A 21792-nucleotide genomic window follows, 5' to 3' on the forward strand; every position below is an offset into this window, starting at 1 on the left:
CAGAGTACGCTGGGATCGCGGACGGTTCACCGCATTCAGGACATCTCGCCGCCCGCGGATTGGCTAGACATCATGAAGGCGCTCCAGTACACGACCATCGGCAAGGCCCCCGAGGTCGTCGACATCCCGATTCCCACGCCCGGCCCCGGCCAGGTTCTGCTGAAGGTCACCGCCGCCGGCGTCTGTCACTCAGACGAGTTCATCATGGGCCTGCCCGAAGACCAGTACGTCTACGGCCTGCCGCTCACCCTCGGCCATGAGGGCGCTGGAATCGTGCACGAGCTCGGCGAGGGAGTCGAGCACCTGGCGGTGGGCGACGCCGTGGCGGTCTACGGACCGTGGGGCTGCGGTCGCTGCCACAACTGCTCCCAGGGCAAAGAGAACTACTGCACCAACGCTCAGGCCGAGGGCATCATGCCTCCAGGGCTCGGCTCGCCCGGTTCGATGGCCGAGTACATGCTCATCGACGACCCCCGGCACCTGGTTCCGCTCGGAGACCTCGACCCCGTGAAGAACGTCTCGCTCACCGATGCTGGTCTCACGCCGTACCACGCCATCAAGCGCTCGCTTCCGAAGCTCGGCGCCGGAACCTTCGCCGTCGTGATCGGAACCGGCGGACTCGGCCACGTCGGCATCCAGATTCTGCGAGCCCTCTCGGGAGCGACCGTCATTGCCCTCGACGTGAATGACGAGAAGCTCGCGCTGGCGAAGAAGGTCGGAGCCCACCACGCTCTGCTCAGCGACAAGAACGCGGTCGACGCGATCAAGGAGCTCACTGGCGGCCTCGGAGCCAACGCCGTCTTCGACTTCGTCGGCGTTCAGCCCACCGTCGAGATCGCGGGCGCCTCGGTTGCGATCGAGGGCGACGTCACCATCGTGGGCATTGGTGGCGGGATGCTGCCGGTCGGCTTCGGCGCGATCGCCTACGACGCCGCCGTGCGCACCCCCTACTGGGGTTCGCGCGCAGAACTGATCGAGGTGCTCGACATGGCCCGGGCGGGCCAGATCGAGGTCGAGGTCGAGACCTTCGGAATCGACGAGGGCCCTGCGGCCTACGAGCGCTTGCACTCGGGCTCGATCCGCGGTCGCGCGGTGATCCTGCCCAACGGCTGAGCCGCAGGCGCCCGTTGAGGTGCGGAGAGTGGCCGCTTCACCGTGCATCGAAGCGGCCGTTTCCTGCACCTCAGCGCTCGACGGACCTCTGACGAGTGAGGTGACGCTCGCGGGCGCACAGGAACAGCGGGAACGCGAACGCGAGCGCCACCAGGGGCACGAGCACGACGTAGAGCACGATCCCGCGCATGCGCAGCCGCCGCGCCTCCGCCACCATCAGCACGATCGCGGCGACGGCAACGATCGCGAGGTCGACGCCGAGGGAGTTCACCGACGGGCCGCTGCCGAACCACTCGCCCAGAAAGTCGCGTTTCTCGACGATGGCCGTGATGTTGAAGGTCCACGTTCCGACGAGTCCGACGACAGCCAGCACGAGGTAGAGCACGGCCGGCGCGCTCCAGTCACGACGCAGGCGGCTCACGACTGCACCGTCTCGGCCGGGGCGTCGAGGGGGTCGATACGAGCCGGCGCGGTCAGCAGTGCGGCAGACGGCTCAGGATGCCTGGCCGCGCCGACGAGAACGACAACGGTCGCTGCCAGGGCTGCGCCCAGAACGCTCCAGCCGGCCACGAGAATGCCGCCGTCGGGCCGCACGATCGACTGCCCCACCAGCGCCTGCGCCGTCAGCACGAGCAGCGCGGCTCCGAATGCCGACGCGGCCACGATCACCAGCCGGGTGCGCACGCGATCGTCGGCGAGCATCCGGATGCGCGGGGCAAGCAGATCGAGCGCGATCGCGAACAGCGGGATCAGCTGCAGGGCGTGCATGCCGACGAAATGCGGAATGCGCAGGTCTCCCGCTACGGTGCTCCAGCCCAGGATGGGCAGGCCCGGGCCGCCGTCGGCGACTCCGACGGTGTGCGCTCCGACGATGCCCTGGTAGTCGTCGAGCTGCTGCGCGGTCGGCCCCGTCATGAGGAAGGCGAGTCCGAGGCCGACGAGTGCGAGCGCCGCGCCGGCGCGAACGGCCACCGTCAGCGAGGCCGTGGGAAGCGGCATCCAGAACAGCATGATCGTGGTGACGAACGTGGCGACGTAGAGAACCGTGATCGACACGGCCATGATTCCCCAGAGCGCCGTCGAGACGGGGGTGGAGACGTTGAAGTGGCTCGTCGTTCCGGATGCGGCGGCCGCAACGATCGCGATCTGCTCGACGGCGAGGGCGACGGCGATCACCGTGCCCGCGGTGTGCGCCGCCTTTCGGAACCGAGGCAGATGCGCGATCAGCCAGGCCCAGGTGACCGAGTAGATCAGGATCGACAGGGAGAATTTCAGAGGCTTGAGCCAGACCTCGGCTCCGCCCACCTGCCTCGGATCGACGGCGGCGCCGATCAGGCACACCGCCGCGCACAGCAGCATGAGTGCGGCGACGGCCATGAGCGGCCGGTGCCAGGCGAAGGCTCGTTTCAGTGCAGGCATCACAGATTCCTCTCGGCTGTGCGGGCGGCCTGGGCGATGCGCCTCAGGCCGAGTGACAGGGCGTCGCCGAGCACCGTGCCGACGACCATGAGTTCGGTTCGCTCGGAGTCGTCGGCGATCGCACCGACCGCATCGAGGTCGGCGTCGGCCACGAGGGCGGCGGCGGCCGCGTAGTGATCGAGGTACTCGTCGGTCGGGGGATGCCCCGCCTTGGCGAACCCGTCGATGGTCTGGGCGAGGATTCGGCGACCGACGTTGTCGCCGCAGTGCAGCCATCCGGCGCGCTCGATGACGGCGTCGGCGCGCGCGACGCTCTCGGGCGACGGCTCGCTCACGCCGGCTGCGGCGTCGCGGGCGAGCGCGTTCTGCGCGACCTCGAAGGTCTCGGCAATGGGCTTCGACGTGTCATCGAGAGCAGCAAGAACGGCGGCCGTCGACGTGACCGACAGCCTGCCCACGTCGAGCATGGCCCGGATGAGCCGGAGCCGGTCGACGTGGGACTCGTCGTAGCTGGTGCGGTTCTCTCCGTGCCGCGTGCCGGCGTGCAGCAACCCGGCGCGCACGTAGTACTTGATCGTGGCGGCGGGAGTGCCGGAGCGCTGCGAGACCTGCGAGATGAGCATGCGCCGATAGTAGCACTATCGATAGTGTTGCTACCAGCAACGATGAAAAGTCATTCCGCGTAGGCTGTCCCGGTGCCCGCGCTCCCCGGATCCCTCGCTCCCCAGGCCGAAGTGACGACGCTCCAGGCGCTCCGCTCGCCCCGACTGCTCAGCCGGGAGGTGCTCGCCGGAATCGTGACGACGCTGGCCCTCATCCCGGAGGTCATCTCCTTCTCGGTAATCGCGGGTGTCGATCCCAAGGTCAGCCTCGTCGCATCCATCGTTCTCGCCATCACCATGTCGATCCTCGGCGGGCGGCCCGCGATGGTCACGGCGGCGGCCGGCTCCGTCGCGCTCGTCGTCGCACCCCTGGTCAAGGATCACGGCGTCGAGTACCTGCTGCCGGCGATCATCCTCGCCGGCATCGTGCAGATCGCGTTCGGCGCGCTCGGCCTTGCCCGGCTGATGCGGTTCATCCCCCGTTCGGTGATGATCGGCTTCGTCAACGCCCTCGGCATCCTGATCTTCGTGGCGCAGGTGCCGCACCTGCTCGGCGTGCCGTGGCTCGTGTACCCGCTGTTCGCGCTCACGGTCGCCATCATCCTGATCCTGCCGCGCTTCACCACGGCCGTGCCCGCGCCCCTGGTCGCCATCGTCGTCGTCACCGCGATCGTGATGATCGCGCACCTGAGCGTTCCGAACGTGGGCGACGAGGGCGAGATCGGCGGGGCGCTGCCGGGCCTCACGCCGTTCCTCGCCCCACTGAACCTCGAGACGCTGCAGCTCATTTGGCCCACGGCGCTCAGCGTCGCGTTCGTCGGTTTGATGGAGACCCTGCTCACCGCGAAGCTCGTCGACGACATCACCGAGACCCGCTCGCACAAGAGCCGCGAGTCGTGGGCGCTCGGCGTCGCGAACATCCTCGCCGGGTTCTACGGCGGAATCGCCGGCTGCGCGATGATCGGCCAGACGATCGTGAACGTGAAGATGGGTCGGGCCCGCACCCGCATCTCGACGTTCGTGGCGGGGCTCGTGCTGCTGGCCCTCGTCACGCTCCTCAGCGACCTGATGGCGCAGATCCCCATGGTGGCGCTCGCGGCGGTGATGATGATTGTGGCGATCACCACCGTCGACTGGCACAGCGTGCGGCCCTCGACGCTGCGCCGGATGCCCGTGCCCGAGACCCTCGTGATGGTCGCCACGATCGTCGTGGTCGTCGCGACCGGCAACCTCGCGCTCGGCGTGCTTGTGGGCGTGGTGCTCGCGATGGTGCTGTTCGCGCGCAGGGTGGCCCATGTCATCCGGGTCGACCGGGTCGTCTCGGGCGACGGCGAGTCTGCGCGCTACACCGTGCACGGGCCGCTCTTCTTCGGAAGCAGCAACGACCTGGTCGAGCGCTTCTCGTATGCGGTCGACCCGCCGAACGTGGTCGTCGACTTCGGAGCAGCCCAGATCTGGGACGCATCGACCGTGGCCGCGCTCGACTCGGTCGAGAACAAGTACCGCCAGCATGGCGTGACGGTCGCATTCGAGGGTCTGGATGGGCGCAGCCGGGCGCTGCACACGCGCCTGTCGGGCCGGCTCGGGTCGTAGGCGCGCGGCGGGCACGCTCGTAGACTCGCGGCATGCGAGCGATCACTCTTCCGAGCTTCGGCGATCCGTCTGTCCTCACCCTGAGCGAGGTCATCGAGCCTCCGGTCGGGCCGTCGGATGTGCGCATCGATGTTGTCGGCGCCGGCATCAACGGTGCGGATATCTCCCAGCGCCGCGGCAACTACCCGCCGCCCTCCGGCGCTCCGGTGTGGCCGGGACTCGAGGTGTCGGGCGTCGTCAGCGCGATTGGCGACGACGTGTCGGAATGGCGCATCGGAGACGAGGTCTGCGCCCTCCTGCCAGGCGGCGGCTACGCCGAGCACGTCGTCGTCGACCAGGGGCTCGTACTTCCCGTGCCCCACGGTGTCTCGCTGCTCGAAGCGGCCGCGCTGCCGGAGGTCGCCGCGACTGTCTGGTCGAACGTGTACATGAGCGCAGAGCTGCTTCCGACCGAAGCGTTCCTCGTGCACGGCGGCTCGAGCGGCATCGGTGCCATGGCCATCCAACTCGCCCACGCGCTGGGTTCGCGAGTCTTCGCGACGGCAGGATCGGCCGAGAAGGTCGCCTTCGCCGAGTCGCTCGGAGCTGTCGGAATCAACTACCGCGAGCAGGACTTCGTGGAGGTCGTCAACTACGAGATGGGTGGTACCGGCGTCGACGTGATCCTCGACATGGTGGGCGGTGACTATGTGGCCCGCGACATCCGGGCCCTGGGCGTGGGCGGCCGCATCATGGTGATCGCGAACCAGAGCGGCGACACGAGCTCATTCAATGTCGGCTCGCTCATGATAAAACGCGGTCGTATCTGGGCGACCACCCTTCGCGCGAGGCCGCTGGCCGAGCGCACCGCGATCATCGCCTCCGTGCGGGAGTCGGTCTGGCCGCTGATCGAGCAGGGGCTGGTGAAGCCGACCGTCGACAGCGTGTTCACGCCCGCGGAGGCTGCCGACGCGCATCGTCGCATGGAGTCGAGCGCCCACATGGGGAAGATCCTGCTGCAGTTCGCGTAGCCGAGACCGGGCCAACGGAGCACGAATCGGCCGACACGCCACTTTTCGCGCCTCGCGAGCGACGTGTCGCTCGAAACGTGCTCCGTTAGCTCACTACTCGTGGTCGGTCGGGGCCGCGCGGTCGTCGACCGCGGCCATGATCGCGTCGATGCGGTCGCGGGCCTCGTCGAACTCGCGCACCGAATCCCACACCGTCGGGTTCTCCGCACGTACCTGCTTCGGCGGCTCTCCGGCGCGAGAAACGGCCGCGAGATCGAAGCTCACGTTTGTGCGCGCGCCCGTGATGGCGGCCCGGAGTGCGCCCAGCGCCACGACCACATCGGCGATCAGCGCCGGGTTGCCGCGAAGGGCCAGCCACTCGAGGTCGTCGATCGCGTCGGACGCATGGCGTCCGAGAACGCTCGATGCGCGCGCCGCGTCGATGGATGCCTGGCGGATCGCCGCATCCCGCGCCGGCCCCTTCTCGAGGTTGTAGGCCGCGCCGAATGCGGCGGAGGCCGTGGAGTCCTCGTCTGCCAGACGGAGTGCGGTCTCGCGGAGGGTCTGCGCTCTGCCGTGCAGCTCGCCGATCACCGCGACGTCGTCTCCGTCGTCATGCTCGGAGTAGCCCGCGACCATCGACATCAGTGCGGCAGCGATCGAGAGCATCACTCCGGCTCCAGCGCCTCCGCCCGGTGAGCCGTTCCTTCCGGCCAGGGCGCGGGTCCACGCGTCGACGGTCGAGCTCTGCGTGCTGATCTCGGGAGAGTCCATGGCTCCAGTCTGCACATCGACGGGCGTGGTCTCGATAGTCGGTTCGTTCCGCAGGGCCTAGTGGGCCGAGTAGCCGCCGTCGACCAGGTGGTAGCTGCCCGAGATGAAGGAGGCCTCGTCGCTCAGCAGGAACAGGGTCAGCGCGGCGACCTCCTTGTCGGTGCCGAGGCCGACGCGACGCGTGCTCCGCCTCGAGCGCGCTGAGCGCCTCAGGCGAGAGGCTGGAGCGCACGAGCGGGGTGTCGATGAATCCGGGGCCCACGGCGTTGGTGCGCACTCCCTCTGACGTGTACTCGAGCGCTGCGACCTTGGTCAGGCCGATGAGGGCGTGCTTGCTGGTGACGTAGGCCGCGTTCTCGGCGATTCCGACCGATCCGAGAACCGAGGCCATGTTCACGACGGCGCCGCCGCCGGCCGCGACCATCGCGGGCAGCTGGAACTTGAGGCCGTAGAACACGCCGTCGAGGTCGACGGAGCGCACGCGGTCCCAGGCGGCGATGTCGTAGTCACCGATCTTCTGCGGGGCGGCTCCGATGCCGGCGTTGTTCACGGCGAGGTGCAGGGCGCCGAACGTCGACTGGGCGAACTCGACCGCGGCCTTCGAGTCCTCCCACTTCGCGGTGTTCTGCTGGAAGGCGGCCGCTGAACCGCCGGCCGCAACGATCTCGTCGACGATGCTCTGGGCCGCGTCGAGGTTGATGTCGGTGACGACGACCGCAGCGCCTTGCTCCGCGAGCTCACGCGAGATCTCTGCTCCGATGCCGCTTCCGCCACCGGTGACGATCGCTACCTTGTTGTCGAACCTGGCCATGAGGATCACTTTCCATTCTCTACAGACTGATGTCGCGGAGATCGTTGATCTCCATGCGCGTGCATCGAGTTCAACGCGCCGACCTGTCCAGAGTATTCCTCTTATCCAACATTTGTCGGATTCACCTACGAGATCACGCGCCACTCGCGGAAGAACTCCACGACCGTCTTCGAGTGCAGCTCACCGTGCACCTGCGCGAGCAGTCGACCCGCCTGCGCCTGATCGCCCGCCTCGACACGCAGTTCGACCGCGCCGGTGTCGTGGCGCGTGACGACCAGCTCGCGTCGCCGACGCAGCAGCCAGGTGCGGCCGATATCGATGCGCGCATCCAGATGATTGGATGCCGGGTCGAACGCGTCGGACTGCATGCTCGCTGCGGGATCGATGGCCATTCTTCGAGGCTAGGGGCGCCGCGAACGAGGGGACAACCCCCTGCGCCGAGTCGTGCCTACAGCTCGTCGGAGCCCGACTCCTCGCCCCACGACGAGATGGCGGCCGGGATGCGCAGCTCGCCGTCGGCCGCGCGGGCCACGACGTCGACATGGTTGAGTCGGCTGGCCGGAACCCCGTCGCGCGAGACGAACCAGGTGCCGAGCATCAGCGACGAGCCGGGGGCCGCGACGCAGGCGCCCATCACGGTGAACGCGCCGTAGGCGAGCTCGAAGTAGCGGGCCGCGACCACGTCGCCGTGCTGCAGGGTCGGAACGACATCGGCCGGATCGCCGGAGGGGAGCGCCGCGACCTCCTCGTCGCTGAGCGCCGCCACGCCATCGTCGGCCAGGGCGGCCTGCGGGTCGACGATCTCGAGAAGCTGCAGCGCCTTGTCGGGCTTGAGGTTCGCATCCAGAGCCCGGCCCGCGATCATGAACGAGTTCGTCGTCTTGGAGAAGTGCGCCCGACCCTCGATCGAGACGACCCCGTAGCGCGGGGTCGAGAACACGGCCTTCACGAGGTCGCCCGACTTCAGCTCGGCGATGGATGCCGTGAGTCCCTTGACGTTGCGCTTGCCGGGGATGGTCAGCTCGGAGATGGACGGCACGGGGCTTCTCTCATTCGGTGGGTGTCGACATCCATTGAAGCACCTGGTGCCTGTCAGGATGCGTCGGTGTGCGCTTCGAGGAAGGCCAGCGTGCGATCGAGCGCGGTGTGCGCATCGTCGTAGTCGAGGTGGAACTGGTACTCGTGGGGGAGGGCGGGTTCGTGATCGGCCGCCCAGAACAGCTCGTCGACCTCGACGCCGGCGGCCTTCAGCGCGTTCGACATCGGCACCGATTCGACCCAGGTGAGGGCGTCGCCGTTGCCGCCCGAGATGTAGGTGGGCGGAAACTCGGATGTGACGAAGCCCAGGCTCGACATCGTGGCGCCCGCAGAGGTATCAGACCAGTCCTTGGTGCCGGTGTAGGCCCACAGCGAGATCTTGAATCCCCACGCCTCGATGCCGTTGAGCTCGGACATGCGCTGCAGGTCGTAGACGCCGCAGTTGAGGATCGTGCCCACGAGTTGAGTCGGAGACAGGGCCGGATCGATGCCCAAGACGGTGGCGTAGGAGGGATTCGTCGTGATGCCCGCGAGCTCGCTCGCGAGCTGCGCGCCCGCGGAGTCTCCGGCAAGCACGATCTGGTCGGCGTCGACGCCCAGTTCGGCGGCGTGCTCATCGATGTAGGCGAGTGCCTCGTTCAGCTGGAAGACGGCCGTCGGATAGATGGACTCGGGTGCGATCGAGTAGTTGAGCCCGATCGTCGTGTACCCCTCGGCGGCGAGGATCTTCAGGTAGGGAGCGACGTTGCTCTTGTCGCCGGAGATCCACGCGCCGCCGTGGATCCAGACCACCGTCGGGAGCGGGCCGTTCGCGGATTCCGGGCGGAACGCATCCAGTGTCGTCGCGGCGCCGGCCGTGCCGTCGCCGTACTGCACGTCGAGCGTCTCGGCGATTCCGGATGGCGGAACGTAGGGCAGCATCTCGGCCACCGTGTCGCGCCCGCCCTTCTCGAAGACGGCTCGGATGAGCATGCTCGACGCCCACGGCGAGGCCGAGGTGATGATCGAGATCACCAGCGCCACCGCGAGCACGGCGCTGAGCACCGTGATCGTTCGTCGCGCTCGCCGAGAGAGCCGACGCGGCGTGCCCCAGGTGGGCGAGTCCGTGTGCGTGTGCCTGGTCATGATCCCCCGATCCGCGATCAGTCTGACAGCACAGGCGTCGCACGACAACACACTGTGTGTCGCACCGCAGGGTCTATCTGCGTCTGGCCGCCCCGATGCCGACCGCGCACAGCGCGACGACGAATGCGATGAACACGATGGCGGCCGCGTAGACCTCGCCGGATTCGTCGAGATGCATCGGATGCCTTTCGATAGGTCGTGCCCGAGCCGGTGCAGCGGTTCCAGTCTCGCCCCACACCGGTGAATACGCGAAGAACGCGAGGCGTACGCGACTCGAACCCTGCGCGAGGGTGCGGTGCGACCCTTCGCCGGTTTACGCTCTGTTCGGGGGTAACAAGCTATGAGTGATGTCGCTGCGGGTTGGTACGACGATGGATCCGGGGGAAAGCGCTGGTGGGATGGCCGAGCGTGGACCGCTCGCCAGGCCGACATGCCGAAGCCGACCGCCTCGTACACCCCGAAGCCCAAGTGGCCCGAGGGCACCCGCTGGGCTGCCGTGGGCAATCCCATCTCGAAGGTCGGCGGTGGCCGCTACCTGCTGATCCACGACCACCTCTTCGTGCACATCGGTGATGCGGCCCGCACACTGCACGACATCGCGGTGATCGATATCGCCGAGATCGACGTGGTGCAGAGCACCCTGCAGAAGACCCGCGGGCTCGCGACCATCAGGGTCACGGTCGGCCACGGCGACGACTCCAACCAGCTGATGCTCGACGACGTCAAGGAGTTCCGCGAGGGCGTCGCGGCCATCACCGGGGCCATCGCCGACGCGCGGCTCGCGGCCAACGGCGGGCTGGCATCCACCGAGCCCCAGCCTGTCGTCGAGAAGGCTCCGGATGCCGCGGCGCAGGCTCGCGACTTCATCGCCGAGCTGGGTGCGTTGGCCGCCTACCACCGCGATGGAGTGCTCACCGACGAGGAGTTTGCGGCCGCCAAGCGCAAGCTGCTCGCGCTCTAGCGTCTGCTCGACGGCGACGAGGCATACTCGAACGATGGAGCATTTCGAGGCGGCACCGTACGACGACTGGCAGCACACGAAAGAGACGCTGCACCGCTTCGTGCAGATCGTGGGCAAGGTCAGGCTCGCCGCGAGCGTGCGACGCAACCACTGGTGGAACGTGCCGTTCCATCTCACCGCGTCGGGCATCACGACTCGGCCCATGGGGTACGACCCCACCTTCGCGATCGACTTCGATTTCATCGACCACCGGGCGATCGTGCAGAACACCGACGGCTGCAGGGCCAGCGTCGCGCTCGCAGGGCAGTCGGTCGCCTCGTTCCACGGCGACCTCCTTCAGGCGCTGCGCTTCATCGGCGCGCCGGAAGCCGCCGAGAGCATCGTCGACGCGCATCCATTCGACCTGCCCGACGCTGGCCGTGCGTTCGCCGACGATACCGAGCACGCCGCCTACGACCCGGTGGCGGTGTCGCGCTACTGGCGCGTGCTCAGCGACGTGAACCTGGTGCTCGAGGAGTTCAGTGGCCGATTCTCGGGCAAGACGAGCCCGGTGCACCACTTCTGGCACACCTTCGACATCGCCGCCACGCGGTTCTCTGACGTGGTCGTGCCGCACACGGCCGAGTCCGATCGGGTGACCCGCGAGGCGTACTCCCGCGAGGTCATCAGCGTGGGCTTCTGGTTCGGAGATCCGAGCTACCCGGCTCCGGCCTGGTACGCCTACACCTCGCCCGAGCCCGAGGGGCTGGCCGACGAGCCGCTGCCGGGTTCGGCGCAGTGGCTCGATCGGGGTGCGAGTCATCTGGCCGTTCTGTCGTACGACGCCACTCGGGAGAGTGGAGATCCGCGCGCCGCCGCGCTCGAGTTCTTGCAGGCCGCCTACGAGGCCGGAGCCCGGCGCGCCGGGTGGGACATCGAGCGCTACGCGTGCGTCGATGGTGTCACGGCGGCCATACTCTAAGCACACGCCCCGAGAGCACAGAGGACCTGTCATGACATTCGAACCCCCGGCCGTTCCGCCGTCGTACACGCCGCCGCCACAGTCGCCGGCGCCCCAGGCTCCCGCGTACCAGCAGCAGCAGCCGAGCTATGCGCAGCAGCAGCAGCAGCCGCAGCCGCAGCAGCAGCAACCCCAGCCCCACCACCCCGGCTACCCGCAGCAGCCGGGCCAGAACGCACGGCCACCCCGCGCGAAGAACACCCTGGGCTTCGTCTCCGCGATCCTCGGCGCCTCTGGCTTTCTGCTCGGGTTCATCTTCACGTTCATTCAGCTGGGCATGTACGCGACGAACAGCTCAGGAGCCTACGGTCTGCTCGGCGGAACGCAGTCGGTGCTCGACGCCCTGCTCGGTCTGGGAGCCATCGCACTCGGCGTGCTCGGCTATCTGAAGGGCGGCCCGTCGAAGCTCTTCGCCATCGTCGGAACGACGCTCGGCGTCGCCCTGCTGCTCGGAGTGCTCAACGGCCTGATCTTCACGATCGCGCTGCCGCTCATCTACTGATCCGCCAGACCGCTCCCGCTCCTCGAAAGGACGCCACGTGCAGCTGCCCCAGATCTACCTCGCGATAGAACCCACGGGGCCTGCCCAGTGGAACGCCATCACCTTCGGGCCCCTCTTCCACCAGAATCTGTCGGCCTCGGGAAACGGCCAGGGCGGGTCGGTCGTGCGAGTGGTTCAGCACGGCACGCGCGCTGTGCTGAACGACGATGTCGACGTCTCGATCGAATTCGGCATGGATGCGGCGGCCATCCAGATCGACGCGCTGCTCGACTGGGTGAAGCCCGCCAATTTCGAGTACGACAACGCACGCCCGTTCTTCGTCGACCTCTTCTACCGGGGCGAACTCGTCGACCGCGTGATCGCCGTATGGATCGACCAGTACAGGGCGGCTCTGCCCCTGCCCTACTCGGTCACGGCAGACGGCGGAGTGAAGGGCGCGGTGCCCACGTGGCACGTGTCCAGGCGCAGCTTCCTGCTGGTGAGACTGATCGACCAGCTGCGCGGCGCGGTCGAGTTCGATCGCTACTTCGCCCTGTCGGGCCTGTCGCTCGACCGCGCATGAGCCGCTTCGAGGGAACGCGGGTCGTCGTCGTCGGGGGTGCCGGGGGCATCGGCGGTCGCATAGCCGAGCGCTTCGCCGAGGAGGGCGCCGACGTCCTTGTGCTCGACCTCCTGCGCGGAGCCGACCCCGCGCTCGGCGGGGCCTCGTCGTCCGGGCCGGGCCGGGGCATCCGGCACTGCGACCTTGTCGATGCGGTGAGCGTCGAGGCGGCCTTCGCGGTGGCTTTCGCGGAACTCGGCGGCATCGACGTGCTGGTGAACAGCGCGGGAATCCTCGCCCGAGGGAGCCTGCTCGACCTGACGCCCGAACGGTGGGACCTGGTGATGGACATCAACGCGCGCGGCACGCTCTTCGCGATGCAGCACGCTGCCCGCGCGATGATCGACCAGGGCGCGGGCGGAACGATCGTGAACATCGCGAGCATGGCGGCCAAGGCCGGCGGCGGCGACGAGGGCGCGTATGCGGCGTCGAAGGCCGCGGTCGTCGGGCTCACCCGTGCGGCCGCTCTCGAATGGGGAGAGCATCTGATCCGGGTCAACGCGCTGCTTCCGGGCTACGTGCTCACCGACATGGGCAAAGACACGCGCACCGACGAAGACGTTGCCACCTGGTCGAAGAAGTCGCCGCTGGGGCGCCTCGGCACACCGGATGACGTGGCCGGGTTCGCCCTGTTCCTCGCGTCGGTCGATGGCGACTACCTCACGGGCCAGTCGTTCAATGTCACCGGTGGGATGATCATGCACTGAGTGACGACGTCGAGTGTGCAGTTGTTGTGCGTGCGATTCGATCGAACCGACAACTTCTGCTCACTCAGGCCTCGGCGGCGCGCTCCAGGAGTGGGCGCAGGCGCAGGGGCATGGTTTCGACCAGCGAGATCGTCGTGTTCGTGCGCACCACGCCCTCGATCGCGAGCATCGCCACGGTGATGCGGCGCAACTCCTCGGTGCTGCGGGCGAGCACCTTGACGAGCAGGTCGGCCTCACCGGTGGTGGAGTGGATCTCGACGACCTCGGGCAGCTCGGCGAGTCCGGCCTCTGCAAGGTGTCCCGTGGCCTGGCTGATCGCGATCGACACGAAGGCGACGAGTGTGTAGCCGAGGGCCGCGGGGTCGACGCGGCGGCTCGGCTCCTTGAGGGCGCCGATGCGTGCGAGCCGCGCGAACCGAGCATGCACCGTGTTGCGGGCGATGCCGAGCGTGCGTGCGAGAGACAGGATCGTGGCATCCGGGTTGTCGTCGAGCGCGAGCAGAAGGCGAGCGTCAAGCGAGTCGAGCGTGTCCATACACGCATTTTGTCACTTCATAGGCTCTGGATGTCTCACAATGCGCAGTCGGATCGGGCTCGGTTGCGCGCATGCCCGATCCGCTGAGAGCATCAGCCCATGACGTCGTCTCCCGTGCTGCCCGCCTCCGCCCTCCCGGCATCCGCGCCGGTGACCCAGGCCTCGCCCGGGCACACGATCGTCGAGGATGTTCTGGCGATCCTCACCGGCACGATCACGACGTCTCTCGGGCTGTTCCTGCTGAAGAGCGCAGGCGCCGTCACCGGCGGAACCGCGGGCCTCTCGCTGCTCATCAGCTACGCGACCGCCCTGCCCTTCCCTGTGCTGCTGCTCGTGGTCAACGCTCCCTTCTTCGTGCTCGCATTCTGGAAGAAGGGTGTCGCGTTCACCGTTCGCACCATCATCACCGTGGGGCTGCTGTCGGTGTTCTCCGCCATCATCCCGACGCTCGTGAGCTTCGAGCACATCGACGCGGTCTTCGGCATTCTCGTGGGCAACCTGCTCGCCGGCGTCGGCATGCTCATCCTCTTCAGGCACGGGTCGAGCCTGGGCGGCTTCAATGTGCTTGCGCTGCTGATGCAGGAGAAATTCGGGTGGCGTGCCGGCTACGTGCAGATGGCGCTCGACGTCACGGTGGTGCTCGCGGCGTTCGCGGTGGTCTCGCCGTGGGTGGTGCTGGTGTCGGCCGTGGGTGCCGCTGTGCTGAACGTGGTGCTCGCCCTGAACCACCGCCCGGGCCGCTACGTGGCCGGCTGACTCTCGGGTCCCCGTTCGTCGAGCTTGTCGAGACGGAACCCCTTCGACGGGCTCAGGGCACGGCTGCTTCAGCGCTGCTTTGTCGGATCTGTCACGGTTGGGTGAGGAGTGACCGGAGGTGAGCGCGTGTCGTTTCGTCGACACGGAGTTGGCCCAGAGTGGTCTCTGTCCTGTCGGCGAATTCCCTCACGAAGGTCTCCACCTCGCCAAGCCAGCTCTCAACCTCCTCGTTTGTCCAGGAGGATTGGCGATCCGAGGTCGGATGCGCATGCGGCCCCGCTCCCGCCATGGCCTCGAGAGCTCTGCGAATCAGCTCCGGAAGGATTCGGACGTTGTGCAGCCAGTACTCCGGTGAATCAAGGATCGGTAGACAGGCAGCCCGGAAATCAGCGTTGGACTGGTCCTCTGTTGGAACGAGGCGCACGGGAACTCCGACGGGAGACGTCGAGTCGGGGTCGCCAGCACGCCTCCCCACTTCGTCGGCGTTTCGGAGGTCGACGATCGACGTGAGACCCCACGTCGCCGAGGTCTCGAAGGTTGCGACCTCCATCCCACGTCAGCTCGCGCAGGCGGTGATGCTACAGCCGAGAGCTGGATACGGTTTCTCGTATTACAGGTGGTTTCGGGGGTCCGACGGTGTGTCAGGGGTCGAGTGGCGGCGTGTCTTCAGTTCGTCCTGTTGAACGGATTCCCGCAGGCAAGGCTCAGGGAGCGGGCCGCTCAGCGCTGCGTGTCGGCCGAGGCGAGCAGGCGGATGAGCCGCTGCTGCCCCTCTTCGGCCAGCTCGGCCACGTTGTCACGCGAGGCCAGGAAGTCGGTGAACGAGCGGTAGCCCAGGGGCTTCTCGTTGAACGACGGGTCCATGCGGCGCATCTGGTTCTTGACCGATCCGGTGTTCAGCCACTCGTCGGCATCGCCCTTGGCATGGCCGATCTGCAATGCGCGCACGAGAAGCTCGGTGGCCACCTTCTGCGCGTCCTCGGGCTCGGGCTCCGGCTCTTCGAAGGGGGCGTCCTCGGTGTGCGAGAACATGGGAACGGTGACTCGGCGCGACCGGGCGGGCGCCTTCTTGGGCTCGACCTCGGCCTCGACCGTGTCGTCGGCACCGGAACCGGCCTCGGCGGCCGCAGCCGCAGCATCCACCGTCTTCTTCGAACCGCGCCGCGACGACGACGAACCCGCGGGGGCCACCACCTCGGGCCGCTTCTCGATGCCGGGCAGCGAGTCGTAGTCCTCGAACTCGTCGCAGGCTGCGGCGAGCGAGGTGCTCGTCGAGCCGGCCACGCCGATGCCCACGACGAAACGGCCGAGACGCTTGGCCTTCTGCGCCAGGGCGATGTAGTCGGAGTCGCCCGCCACGATGATCACGTGCGTGAGGTCGGGCAGGCGGAAGAGGTCTTCGACCACGTCGACGGCCAGGCGGATGTCTGCCCCGTTCTTGGTGCCGCGGGTCGTGGTCGTGAAGAGCTGGGTGAGGTCGACGGCGCGCGACATGAGCTGGCGCTGGTAGCTCGCGTTGACCGGAACGGACCAGTCGGCGTAGGCCCGGTTCACGACCGTCGTTCCGAAGCTGGCGGCGAAGTCGATGATCGCGCTGAAGTCGACGGTCGCGGCGGCTAGACGGGCGGCGATCTCCGGGTCGTTGTTCGGGTCGCTCTTGTCGAAGTCGCGGATCCCGTCGCGCTGGAACGCGTTGCGCCCGTGCAGCTGCTGGTAGCGCGAGATGACGATGTTGTCGAAGTCGATGTAGAGGCCGACGCGGGCGTCGACGGGTTCGGTGGTTTCAGCCATGGTGAGCTCCTCGGTCGGCGGAAGACTCAGTAGCGATCCGGTGTGGACTTCCAGTCTCCCGCGACCCGAGTGCCCAAGGCAACACGTGTCGCCGGCGGCTGAGAGGTCAGTCGGTCGTCACGAAGATGCAGAACGGATGCCCGGCCGGATCCGCCAACACGACCAGCGCCTCGGCGGGGTCGTCGATGCGGTCGTCGAGAAGGGTCGCGCCGAGGCTCAGGGCCCGGATGTTGTGGGTGCGGAGATCGTCGAGCGTGCGGACGCTGAAATCCAGATGCAGCTGCTGGGGTCTCGGGCCTTCGGGCCAGGTGGCCCTCTCGAGCTTCTCGACCTGCTGGAAGGCGAGCAGTCGTCGCTCGTCTTCGCCGAGCAGCACCAGCCAGTCGGCGCCGGCCGGATCGGGCTCGCCCGCCGGGGGTGCTTCGTCTCCCGGCTGGTAGATGAGGCCGAGAAGCTCGCGGTAGAACTCGGCCAGCTCGCGAGCGTTCTCGGTGTCGAGCACGATCTGACGAAACGCGGGATGGGTCATGGGTCGATTCTCCTCCCGTAGCCGGAGCTTGTGGAAGAGCAGCCTCGGGAGAGAGCGCTTTCATCGGAGGCGCGATAGGCTCTGCACGGCTCAGACGGGGGAGACGAGTAGTACGTGACGCGCGAGAACAGCACTGTGATGCCTGACACCACACCCGAAACCGAGGCGAGCGGACCTCGCACAGTGAGGGCCGACATCCAGGGCCTTCGGGCGCTCGCGGTGGTGGCGGTGATCGTGAACCACGTGATCGGCTGGCCCAGTGGCGGCTTCGCCGGCGTCGACGTGTTCTTCGTGATCTCCGGCTTCCTCATCACCGGTCTGCTGCTGCGCGACCACGAGCAGCACGGCCGCATCTCGCTCTCCGCCTTCTACGCCCGCCGCATCCGCCGCATCGTGCCCGCCGCGCTGACCGTGATCGTGGTGACCGCGGCAGTCGGCTGGTTCCTCTTCAACCGCGCGCGCAGCTTGTCGACGATCTGGGACGGCGTCTCGTCGTTGCTGTTCGTGGCGAACTGGCGCTACACGGCACTCGGCACCGACTACTTCCACGCCACAGACCCGGCCTCGCCACTGCAGCACTACTGGTCGCTGTCGGTGGAGGAGCAGTTCTACCTCGTCTGGCCCTGGCTGGTGATCATCGTGCTCGCCATCGCGGTGAAGCTGCTGCGCTCTCCCGCGCGAGCCCGCGTCGCGCTCGGCGTCGTGATGGCCGCGATCGTTGCGGCATCGTTCCTCTACGCGCTGCAGCAGACGGCATCCAGCCCCACGGCCGCGTACTTCTCGACCTTCTCGCGCGCCTGGGAGTTGGGCGCCGGAGCCCTGCTGGCGATCGCCGCGCCGCTGCTCGCCAAGCTGCCCACGGGCATCCGAATCGTCATTGGATGGCTCGGCCTGCTCGCGCTGCTGTGGTCGTTCGTGCTGGTCACCGATTCGACGCCGTTCCCGGGGCCCGGCGCCGCGCTCGCGGTCGGCGCGACGATGCTCATCATCGCCGGGGGAATCGGTGGGCGTCAGCGCTCCCTCTTCGTGCTCGACAATCCGCTGAGCGTGTACATCGGCAACCTCTCGTACTCGCTCTACCTGTGGCACTTCCCCGTGCTGATCTTCGCGCTGCTGCTCATGCCGGAGCAGACGCCCGTCGTCACGGCGATCATCTTCGGGCTCACCCTCGCCATCTCGATGATCGCGTTCTATCTGATCGAGCAGCCGTTCCACCATTCGCCGCTCCTGCGCCGCTCCGGCTCGCGAGAGAAGAGCCGCGAGGCATGGCAGGCGTGGCGCGACCGCTTCGGAGCGCACGCGATCCTCGCGACGGTGGCCCTGATGGTCGTGGGCGCTGGAGTGGGGCTCGGATCGTTCAGCGTGCTGCGCGACCACACGCCGATGGCCGCTCCCGTCGCGGCCCCGGTACCCGCCGAGAACCCCGAGGTGCAGCTGCAGGCAGACCTCGCCGCCGCCCTCACCGCGACCGCGTGGCCCGACAACCTCTCGCCCTCGATCGATGACGCGATGTCGCAGACGTCGACCAACAACCCGGCCCGGCGCTGCTTCGACATCGGCGACACACCGAACTTCGACGACTGCACCTGGGGCAACCGCAACGCCCCGCAGCACATGTATCTCGTCGGGGATTCGACGGCGATGGCCTACGCGCCGGCGTTCAAGGCGATGGCCGAGGCGAGCGGCGACCAGTGGCAGATCACCACGGTCGGGCTCTATGGATGCCGCTTCACCGACGTGCTCGTGCAGAACGACGGCGACGGGGTCATGGATGCGTGCCCGCAGCGCAAGCAGGACGTGGCCGACCGTATCCGCGCCGACGCGCCCCAGCTGATCGTGATGTCGAACGCCTTCGCCCTGGGCCAATCGAGCAGCCGCCAGCCGCTTTCGACGGGCGACCTCGTCGCATCCACCCTGGCCGAGGCGGCCCAGTACAACGCCGCGGGCCGCGTCGTATACCTCGCGCCGCCGCCCCTGGGCGCTCCCCTCGGGCAGTGCTACTCGCGGGTCTCGAGTCCGATCGACTGCGCCGTGAACGTGGATGCCGCGTGGAACGACTTCGAGGCCGCCTTCGAAGCGGCGGCCCCGGCGACCGGCGACCATGCCGTGAGCTCGCTGCCCTTCAGCTGCGTCGACGGTCAGTGCCCCGCCTTCGCGGGAACCCTGCCCACCAAGTACGACGAGGTGCACATGACGGTGCAGTACTCGGAGCATGTGGCACCTGCGATCCGGTGGGCATTCATCGCCCAGGGCCTGATGTAGTGGTGCATGATCGACAGTGAACGCTGCCGACGACTGAGCGCGACCGAAGGAGAATTCGAATGGTGATCGCCATCGCCGTGATCTCGCTGTTGGGCGTGCTCGTGTGCGCCTCGTGTCTGGTCTACCTGCACATCGCGCCGACCGGACTCAACCCGGTGCGCGACCCCGTGAGCCAGTACGGCATCACCGACTACTTCACCTTCTACCGCGCTGCGGCGCTCTCGCTTGGCGTCGCGTCGCTCACCTTGGCGGTCGCGCTTCTCGAGGCGCTGACCGAGGCGAACGCTGCGGGCATCGTCTTTCTCGTGATCCTCGGTTTCGCCCGGTTGACGATCGGGTGGGTGCCGATGGATGCGCCGGGCGCCCCGCGCACCTCGACCGGCCTGCGGCACAATCTGCTCGCCACGGCGTTCTTCGCGTCGGCCACGGTGGCGGCCTTCCTGTTCACGGGCACGTTCGCCGGTGACCCCGCCCTGTCGGGCATCGCCCCGGCCTCCGGGGTTCTCGCGTGGGCGATGGCGGTGTTCAGCGCGCTGATCCTGCTGACCAGCCTCGTCGGACCCTTGAAGAAGTATTTCGGCCTTGCGGAGCGCCTGCTCTACGTGGCCGTGCTCGCCTGGGTCGCCACGGTCGCGATCGCACTCATCGCCTCCTGAGCAACGACTTTGCGGATCGGATCACCCGCCGAGATGTGAGAAAACGCCCTTCCCGTATGGCCGGAAGGGCGCTTTCTCACAACTCAATCCGCGACTTCGGCCGGATTCGCGCTGAGGGGCGTCACCGTGCGCTCGACCGCGTTCCACAGGCGCATGCCGGTCGCCTCTCCGACGATGTCGTCGCCGAGCAGGCCGAGAGCCTGAGGCAGGTCGTCGAGCCGGATGCGGCGGGCCAGCGTGACATGCGCGACCCACACGCCGGGGTGCGAATGCGCGACGAGGCCCTCCTGCCGCACGGATGCGTGAACAGAGGCCTGCAGCTCGAGCAGTGCGGCCGTGGGCGTGACGAGCCGCGCGAGCACCCGTCGGTCACCGCTGCCGAAGAGCACGGGCGGCCCGATGGTCACGGGCAGCGGAAGAGGTAGCGCGTCGTTCGTGGCGGCGTGGTCGACGAGCTCGAGGGGCGTTCCCACCACAAGGGTGAGATGCGGCCTGTTGCTGTCGGATCTGTGCGCGCCGAGGCTCGAGAAGCCGGCGCGTTCCAGCGCATCCCATTCGCCCCTGATCGCCTTGTCGATCGTGTCGTCGAAGGTGAGGTCGATGCTGGAGAGCGCCGTCACGACTCAGACCCGGGGCAGGAGTTCCTGCAGGAGAGACTCGACGCGCGACCTGATGGAGTCGCGGATCTCACGAACCTCGTCGATGCCCTTGCCCGACGGGTCGACGAGCTCCCAGTCCTCGTAGCGCTTGCCGGGGAAGATGGGGCAGACGTCGCCGCAGCCCATCGTGATCACGACGTCGGAGTCGCGGACGGCCTCGGTGGTCATGAGCTGGGGCACCTCGTGCGAGATGTCGATACCCTCTTCGGCCATGGCCTGGATGGCGACGGGGTTGATCTGCGGCCCGGGCTCCGAGCCGCCGGAGCGCACCGTGACGGCGCCCTTCGACAGGGCGGTCATGTAGCCCGCGGCCATCTGGGAGCGGCCCGCGTTGTGGATGCAGACGAAGAGAACGGTGGGTGCGTCGGTCATGGGATCACGGTACCCGAGCCGTGTGAACGCAACACCGAGAACGGTACTTCGCGTTCCAATTCGGCTTGTATTGTTTACTCGCCGACGACGGTCATCTCATTAGACTGGCGCGCATGTCGATCGTGTTCTCCGTCGTTCTGTTCGCGCTTCTGATCGGTGCTCTCGTCGACATCATCCTGCGCAGCGACGAGCAGGTGAAGCATCTGCCCAAGATCGTGTGGGTTCTGCTGGTCATCTTCCTGCCGCTCATCGGCAGCATCCTGTGGTTCACGATCGGGCGCGAGTACAACCAGCGGGTCGACCTGGGTTCGTTCGGCGATCCGCGTCGCCGTGAGAAGGCGTCGCGCACGGCATCCGCCGCGCCCACGATGCGGGCGAAGACCACAGAAGAAGAGCTGGCCGACCTCGATCGCGAGATCGAGTTCTACAAGCAGCAGGATCGCATCCGCCGGCTCGAGGCCGAGCTCGACGAGCGGCGTGGCACGCAGGAGTAGTTCCGCACGGAGGCGTCCTCGCACTGAGGTGCGGAGAATGGTCGCTTCGTCTGGCGTTGATGCGACACTTTCCCGCCCCTGAGTGAGCTGCCCGCGCGGAATGATGGGGTGGTGCGCGTCCTCGAGAGTCCCCGTCTTGTGATTCGCTGAGTCCTGGCAGCGGGCAAGCGGCGCCGGTTGGGTTCACCGAGCGCGGCATATGGCATGAGTTCTACGACGCCGACTACATCGTGTTCGAGAAGGCGCTCGTCTAAAGCTGCCGCATCTCGACCAATCCGATCTGGCGGGGGTGGCGAACTATATGTGTCCGCAACAACTCCCCAGCAAAAGGAACTCACATCATGCGCTCCATCGCCAAGACCTCGATCAGCCTCGCGGCTGCCGGTCTCCTCGCTTTCTCGCTCGCCGCCTGCTCCACGACGTCTGAGACCACGGAGTCGACGTCGTCGTCGCCGTCGTCCTCTGCCGAGTCCACCCCGACGCCGGTCGCGTCGATCCCCGAG

General features: G+C 67.7%; 25 protein-coding genes and 1 pseudogene. 12 read left to right on the plus strand and 14 right to left on the minus strand.

Annotated elements, in window-relative coordinates:
* The first annotated feature begins 72 nt into the window (after positions 1-72).
* Positions 73-1113: an NAD(P)-dependent alcohol dehydrogenase gene (locus tag ASF06_RS14170; RefSeq protein ID WP_055933433.1), complete on the plus strand. Its 1041-nt coding sequence runs from the start codon at positions 73-75 to the stop codon at positions 1111-1113.
* A 70-nt stretch (positions 1114-1183) separates the two neighbouring features.
* On the opposite strand, the gene ASF06_RS14175 is transcribed toward ASF06_RS14170, so the two are convergent.
* The 3 genes from ASF06_RS14175 to ASF06_RS14185 are packed head-to-tail and all read right to left on the minus strand — an operon-like array spanning position 1184 to position 3155.
* On the minus strand, positions 1184-1534 hold the full coding sequence (locus ASF06_RS14175) for a DUF2834 domain-containing protein (RefSeq protein WP_326941966.1): 351 nt from the start codon (positions 1532-1534) through the stop codon (positions 1184-1186).
* On the minus strand, positions 1531-2532 hold the full coding sequence (locus ASF06_RS14180; RefSeq protein ID WP_055948355.1) for a hypothetical protein: 1002 nt from the start codon (positions 2530-2532) through the stop codon (positions 1531-1533). Before ASF06_RS14180 ends, ASF06_RS14175 begins: the two co-directional genes overlap by 4 nt.
* Entirely contained in the window at positions 2532-3155 is a 624-nt protein-coding gene (locus ASF06_RS14185; protein ID WP_055948359.1) for a MerR family transcriptional regulator, read from the minus strand. Before ASF06_RS14185 ends, ASF06_RS14180 begins: the two co-directional genes overlap by 1 nt.
* Before the next feature lie 72 nt (positions 3156-3227).
* On the opposite strand from ASF06_RS14185, the gene ASF06_RS14190 reads away from it, so the two are divergent.
* Together ASF06_RS14190 and ASF06_RS14195 are read left to right on the plus strand one after the other, a co-directional pair.
* Positions 3228-4727, plus strand: coding sequence for a SulP family inorganic anion transporter (locus ASF06_RS14190; protein ID WP_055948362.1), 1500 nt, complete (start codon positions 3228-3230; stop codon positions 4725-4727).
* 32 nt (positions 4728-4759) lie between these two features.
* Positions 4760-5737, plus strand: a complete 978-nt coding sequence (locus ASF06_RS14195; protein ID WP_055948366.1) for an NAD(P)H-quinone oxidoreductase — start codon at positions 4760-4762, stop codon at positions 5735-5737.
* A 93-nt stretch (positions 5738-5830) separates the two neighbouring features.
* Here ASF06_RS14195 and ASF06_RS14200 read toward each other — a convergent pair whose 3' ends face one another.
* From ASF06_RS14200 to ASF06_RS14220, 5 genes and pseudogenes are all read right to left on the minus strand, one after another.
* Positions 5831-6490 (minus strand): cyclodeaminase/cyclohydrolase family protein, encoded by a 660-nt coding sequence (locus tag ASF06_RS14200; RefSeq protein ID WP_055948369.1) that lies wholly within the window; start codon positions 6488-6490, stop codon positions 5831-5833.
* A gap of 57 nt (positions 6491-6547) precedes the next feature.
* Positions 6548-7301 (minus strand): annotated as a pseudogene (locus ASF06_RS14205) (SDR family NAD(P)-dependent oxidoreductase).
* Positions 7302-7426: 125 nt separating this feature from the next.
* Positions 7427-7693, minus strand: coding sequence for a hypothetical protein (locus ASF06_RS14210; protein WP_055948374.1), 267 nt, complete (start codon positions 7691-7693; stop codon positions 7427-7429).
* 56 nt (positions 7694-7749) lie between these two features.
* Complete coding sequence (locus ASF06_RS14215) at positions 7750-8340, minus strand: hypothetical protein (RefSeq protein WP_055948377.1); 591 nt, start codon at positions 8338-8340, stop codon at positions 7750-7752.
* A 53-nt stretch (positions 8341-8393) separates the two neighbouring features.
* Positions 8394-9464 carry an alpha/beta hydrolase gene (locus tag ASF06_RS14220; RefSeq protein ID WP_055948380.1) on the minus strand — a complete coding sequence of 357 codons (1071 nt, stop codon included), beginning with the start codon at positions 9462-9464 and terminating at the stop codon, positions 8394-8396.
* A 340-nt stretch (positions 9465-9804) separates the two neighbouring features.
* Here ASF06_RS14220 and ASF06_RS19880 point away from each other — a divergent pair, with 340 nt between their 5' ends.
* From ASF06_RS19880 to ASF06_RS14245, 5 genes are read left to right on the plus strand one after another with little or no spacing between them, the layout of a single operon-like run.
* The gene (locus ASF06_RS19880) at positions 9805-10425 is read left to right on the plus strand and encodes a PH domain-containing protein (protein ID WP_082500975.1); all 621 of its coding nucleotides are present in this window, start codon (positions 9805-9807) and stop codon (positions 10423-10425) included.
* A 34-nt stretch (positions 10426-10459) separates the two neighbouring features.
* Positions 10460-11386, plus strand: a complete 927-nt coding sequence (locus tag ASF06_RS14230) for a DUF5996 family protein (protein WP_055948386.1) — start codon at positions 10460-10462, stop codon at positions 11384-11386.
* 31 nt (positions 11387-11417) lie between these two features.
* Positions 11418-11927: a hypothetical protein gene (locus ASF06_RS19885; protein WP_055948390.1), complete on the plus strand. Its 510-nt coding sequence runs from the start codon at positions 11418-11420 to the stop codon at positions 11925-11927.
* A 37-nt stretch (positions 11928-11964) separates the two neighbouring features.
* Complete coding sequence (locus ASF06_RS14240; protein ID WP_055948393.1) at positions 11965-12489, plus strand: hypothetical protein; 525 nt, start codon at positions 11965-11967, stop codon at positions 12487-12489.
* Positions 12486-13235 carry an SDR family NAD(P)-dependent oxidoreductase gene (locus tag ASF06_RS14245; RefSeq protein ID WP_055948396.1) on the plus strand — a complete coding sequence of 250 codons (750 nt, stop codon included), beginning with the start codon at positions 12486-12488 and terminating at the stop codon, positions 13233-13235. Before ASF06_RS14240 ends, ASF06_RS14245 begins: the two co-directional genes overlap by 4 nt.
* 64 nt (positions 13236-13299) lie before the next feature.
* Here ASF06_RS14245 and ASF06_RS14250 read toward each other — a convergent pair whose 3' ends face one another.
* Positions 13300-13770 (minus strand): Lrp/AsnC family transcriptional regulator, encoded by a 471-nt coding sequence (locus ASF06_RS14250; RefSeq protein ID WP_055933479.1) that lies wholly within the window; start codon positions 13768-13770, stop codon positions 13300-13302.
* 99 nt (positions 13771-13869) lie between these two features.
* Here ASF06_RS14250 and ASF06_RS14255 point away from each other — a divergent pair, with 99 nt between their 5' ends.
* The gene (locus ASF06_RS14255; RefSeq protein ID WP_055948398.1) at positions 13870-14526 is read left to right on the plus strand and encodes a YitT family protein; all 657 of its coding nucleotides are present in this window, start codon (positions 13870-13872) and stop codon (positions 14524-14526) included.
* A 91-nt stretch (positions 14527-14617) separates the two neighbouring features.
* Here ASF06_RS14255 and ASF06_RS14260 read toward each other — a convergent pair whose 3' ends face one another.
* The 3 genes from ASF06_RS14260 to ASF06_RS14270 all read right to left on the minus strand — a co-directional run bounded on the left by ASF06_RS14260 (position 14618) and on the right by ASF06_RS14270 (position 16846).
* Complete coding sequence (locus ASF06_RS14260; protein ID WP_055948401.1) at positions 14618-15076, minus strand: hypothetical protein; 459 nt, start codon at positions 15074-15076, stop codon at positions 14618-14620.
* A gap of 170 nt (positions 15077-15246) precedes the next feature.
* Entirely contained in the window at positions 15247-16317 is a 1071-nt protein-coding gene (locus tag ASF06_RS14265; protein ID WP_055948403.1) for an NYN domain-containing protein, read from the minus strand.
* A 106-nt stretch (positions 16318-16423) separates the two neighbouring features.
* Positions 16424-16846, minus strand: a complete 423-nt coding sequence (locus ASF06_RS14270) for a VOC family protein (protein WP_055948405.1) — start codon at positions 16844-16846, stop codon at positions 16424-16426.
* A 138-nt stretch (positions 16847-16984) separates the two neighbouring features.
* Here ASF06_RS14270 and ASF06_RS14275 point away from each other — a divergent pair, with 138 nt between their 5' ends.
* Together ASF06_RS14275 and ASF06_RS14280 are read left to right on the plus strand one after the other, a co-directional pair.
* Positions 16985-19108, plus strand: coding sequence for an acyltransferase family protein (locus ASF06_RS14275; RefSeq protein WP_082500976.1), 2124 nt, complete (start codon positions 16985-16987; stop codon positions 19106-19108).
* Between the two features lie 59 nt (positions 19109-19167).
* On the plus strand, positions 19168-19764 hold the full coding sequence (locus tag ASF06_RS14280) for a DUF998 domain-containing protein (RefSeq protein ID WP_055948410.1): 597 nt from the start codon (positions 19168-19170) through the stop codon (positions 19762-19764).
* 83 nt (positions 19765-19847) lie between these two features.
* On the opposite strand, the gene ASF06_RS14285 is transcribed toward ASF06_RS14280, so the two are convergent.
* Together ASF06_RS14285 and ASF06_RS14290 are read right to left on the minus strand one after the other, a co-directional pair.
* Complete coding sequence (locus tag ASF06_RS14285) at positions 19848-20384, minus strand: 2'-5' RNA ligase family protein (protein ID WP_055948413.1); 537 nt, start codon at positions 20382-20384, stop codon at positions 19848-19850.
* 3 nt (positions 20385-20387) lie between these two features.
* Positions 20388-20795, minus strand: a complete 408-nt coding sequence (locus ASF06_RS14290; protein ID WP_055948416.1) for an arsenate reductase ArsC — start codon at positions 20793-20795, stop codon at positions 20388-20390.
* Between the two features lie 113 nt (positions 20796-20908).
* On the opposite strand from ASF06_RS14290, the gene ASF06_RS14295 reads away from it, so the two are divergent.
* The gene (locus ASF06_RS14295; RefSeq protein ID WP_055948419.1) at positions 20909-21289 is read left to right on the plus strand and encodes a PLD nuclease N-terminal domain-containing protein; all 381 of its coding nucleotides are present in this window, start codon (positions 20909-20911) and stop codon (positions 21287-21289) included.
* The last annotated feature ends 503 nt before the right edge of the window (positions 21290-21792 follow it).

The organism is Agreia sp. Leaf244, assembly GCF_001422695.1.
Lineage (GTDB): Bacteria > Actinomycetota > Actinomycetes > Actinomycetales > Microbacteriaceae > Agreia.

Bases quoted from the DNA above. Each gene is read 5' to 3' on its own strand.
- ASF06_RS14170 (WP_055933433.1), top strand. From the start codon at position 73: ATGAAGGCGCTCCAGTACACGACCATCGGCAAGGCCCCCGAGGTCGTC.
- ASF06_RS14180 (WP_055948355.1), bottom strand. From the start codon at position 2,532: ATGCCTGCACTGAAACGAGCCTTCGCCTGGCACCGGCCGCTCATGGCC.
- ASF06_RS14185 (WP_055948359.1), bottom strand. From the start codon at position 3,155: ATGCTCATCTCGCAGGTCTCGCAGCGCTCCGGCACTCCCGCCGCCACG.
- ASF06_RS14195 (WP_055948366.1), top strand. From the start codon at position 4,760: ATGCGAGCGATCACTCTTCCGAGCTTCGGCGATCCGTCTGTCCTCACC.
- ASF06_RS14200 (WP_055948369.1), bottom strand. From the start codon at position 6,490: ATGGACTCTCCCGAGATCAGCACGCAGAGCTCGACCGTCGACGCGTGG.
- ASF06_RS14210 (WP_055948374.1), bottom strand. From the start codon at position 7,693: ATGGCCATCGATCCCGCAGCGAGCATGCAGTCCGACGCGTTCGACCCG.
- ASF06_RS14220 (WP_055948380.1), bottom strand. From the start codon at position 9,464: ATGACCAGGCACACGCACACGGACTCGCCCACCTGGGGCACGCCGCGT.
- ASF06_RS19880 (WP_082500975.1), top strand. From the start codon at position 9,805: ATGAGTGATGTCGCTGCGGGTTGGTACGACGATGGATCCGGGGGAAAG.
- ASF06_RS14230 (WP_055948386.1), top strand. From the start codon at position 10,460: ATGGAGCATTTCGAGGCGGCACCGTACGACGACTGGCAGCACACGAAA.
- ASF06_RS19885 (WP_055948390.1), top strand. From the start codon at position 11,418: ATGACATTCGAACCCCCGGCCGTTCCGCCGTCGTACACGCCGCCGCCA.
- ASF06_RS14245 (WP_055948396.1), top strand. From the start codon at position 12,486: ATGAGCCGCTTCGAGGGAACGCGGGTCGTCGTCGTCGGGGGTGCCGGG.
- ASF06_RS14250 (WP_055933479.1), bottom strand. From the start codon at position 13,770: ATGGACACGCTCGACTCGCTTGACGCTCGCCTTCTGCTCGCGCTCGAC.
- ASF06_RS14255 (WP_055948398.1), top strand. From the start codon at position 13,870: ATGACGTCGTCTCCCGTGCTGCCCGCCTCCGCCCTCCCGGCATCCGCG.
- ASF06_RS14260 (WP_055948401.1), bottom strand. From the start codon at position 15,076: ATGGAGGTCGCAACCTTCGAGACCTCGGCGACGTGGGGTCTCACGTCG.
- ASF06_RS14265 (WP_055948403.1), bottom strand. From the start codon at position 16,317: ATGGCTGAAACCACCGAACCCGTCGACGCCCGCGTCGGCCTCTACATC.
- ASF06_RS14270 (WP_055948405.1), bottom strand. From the start codon at position 16,846: ATGACCCATCCCGCGTTTCGTCAGATCGTGCTCGACACCGAGAACGCT.
- ASF06_RS14275 (WP_082500976.1), top strand. From the start codon at position 16,985: ATGCCTGACACCACACCCGAAACCGAGGCGAGCGGACCTCGCACAGTG.
- ASF06_RS14280 (WP_055948410.1), top strand. From the start codon at position 19,168: ATGGTGATCGCCATCGCCGTGATCTCGCTGTTGGGCGTGCTCGTGTGC.
- ASF06_RS14290 (WP_055948416.1), bottom strand. From the start codon at position 20,795: ATGACCGACGCACCCACCGTTCTCTTCGTCTGCATCCACAACGCGGGC.
- ASF06_RS14295 (WP_055948419.1), top strand. From the start codon at position 20,909: ATGTCGATCGTGTTCTCCGTCGTTCTGTTCGCGCTTCTGATCGGTGCT.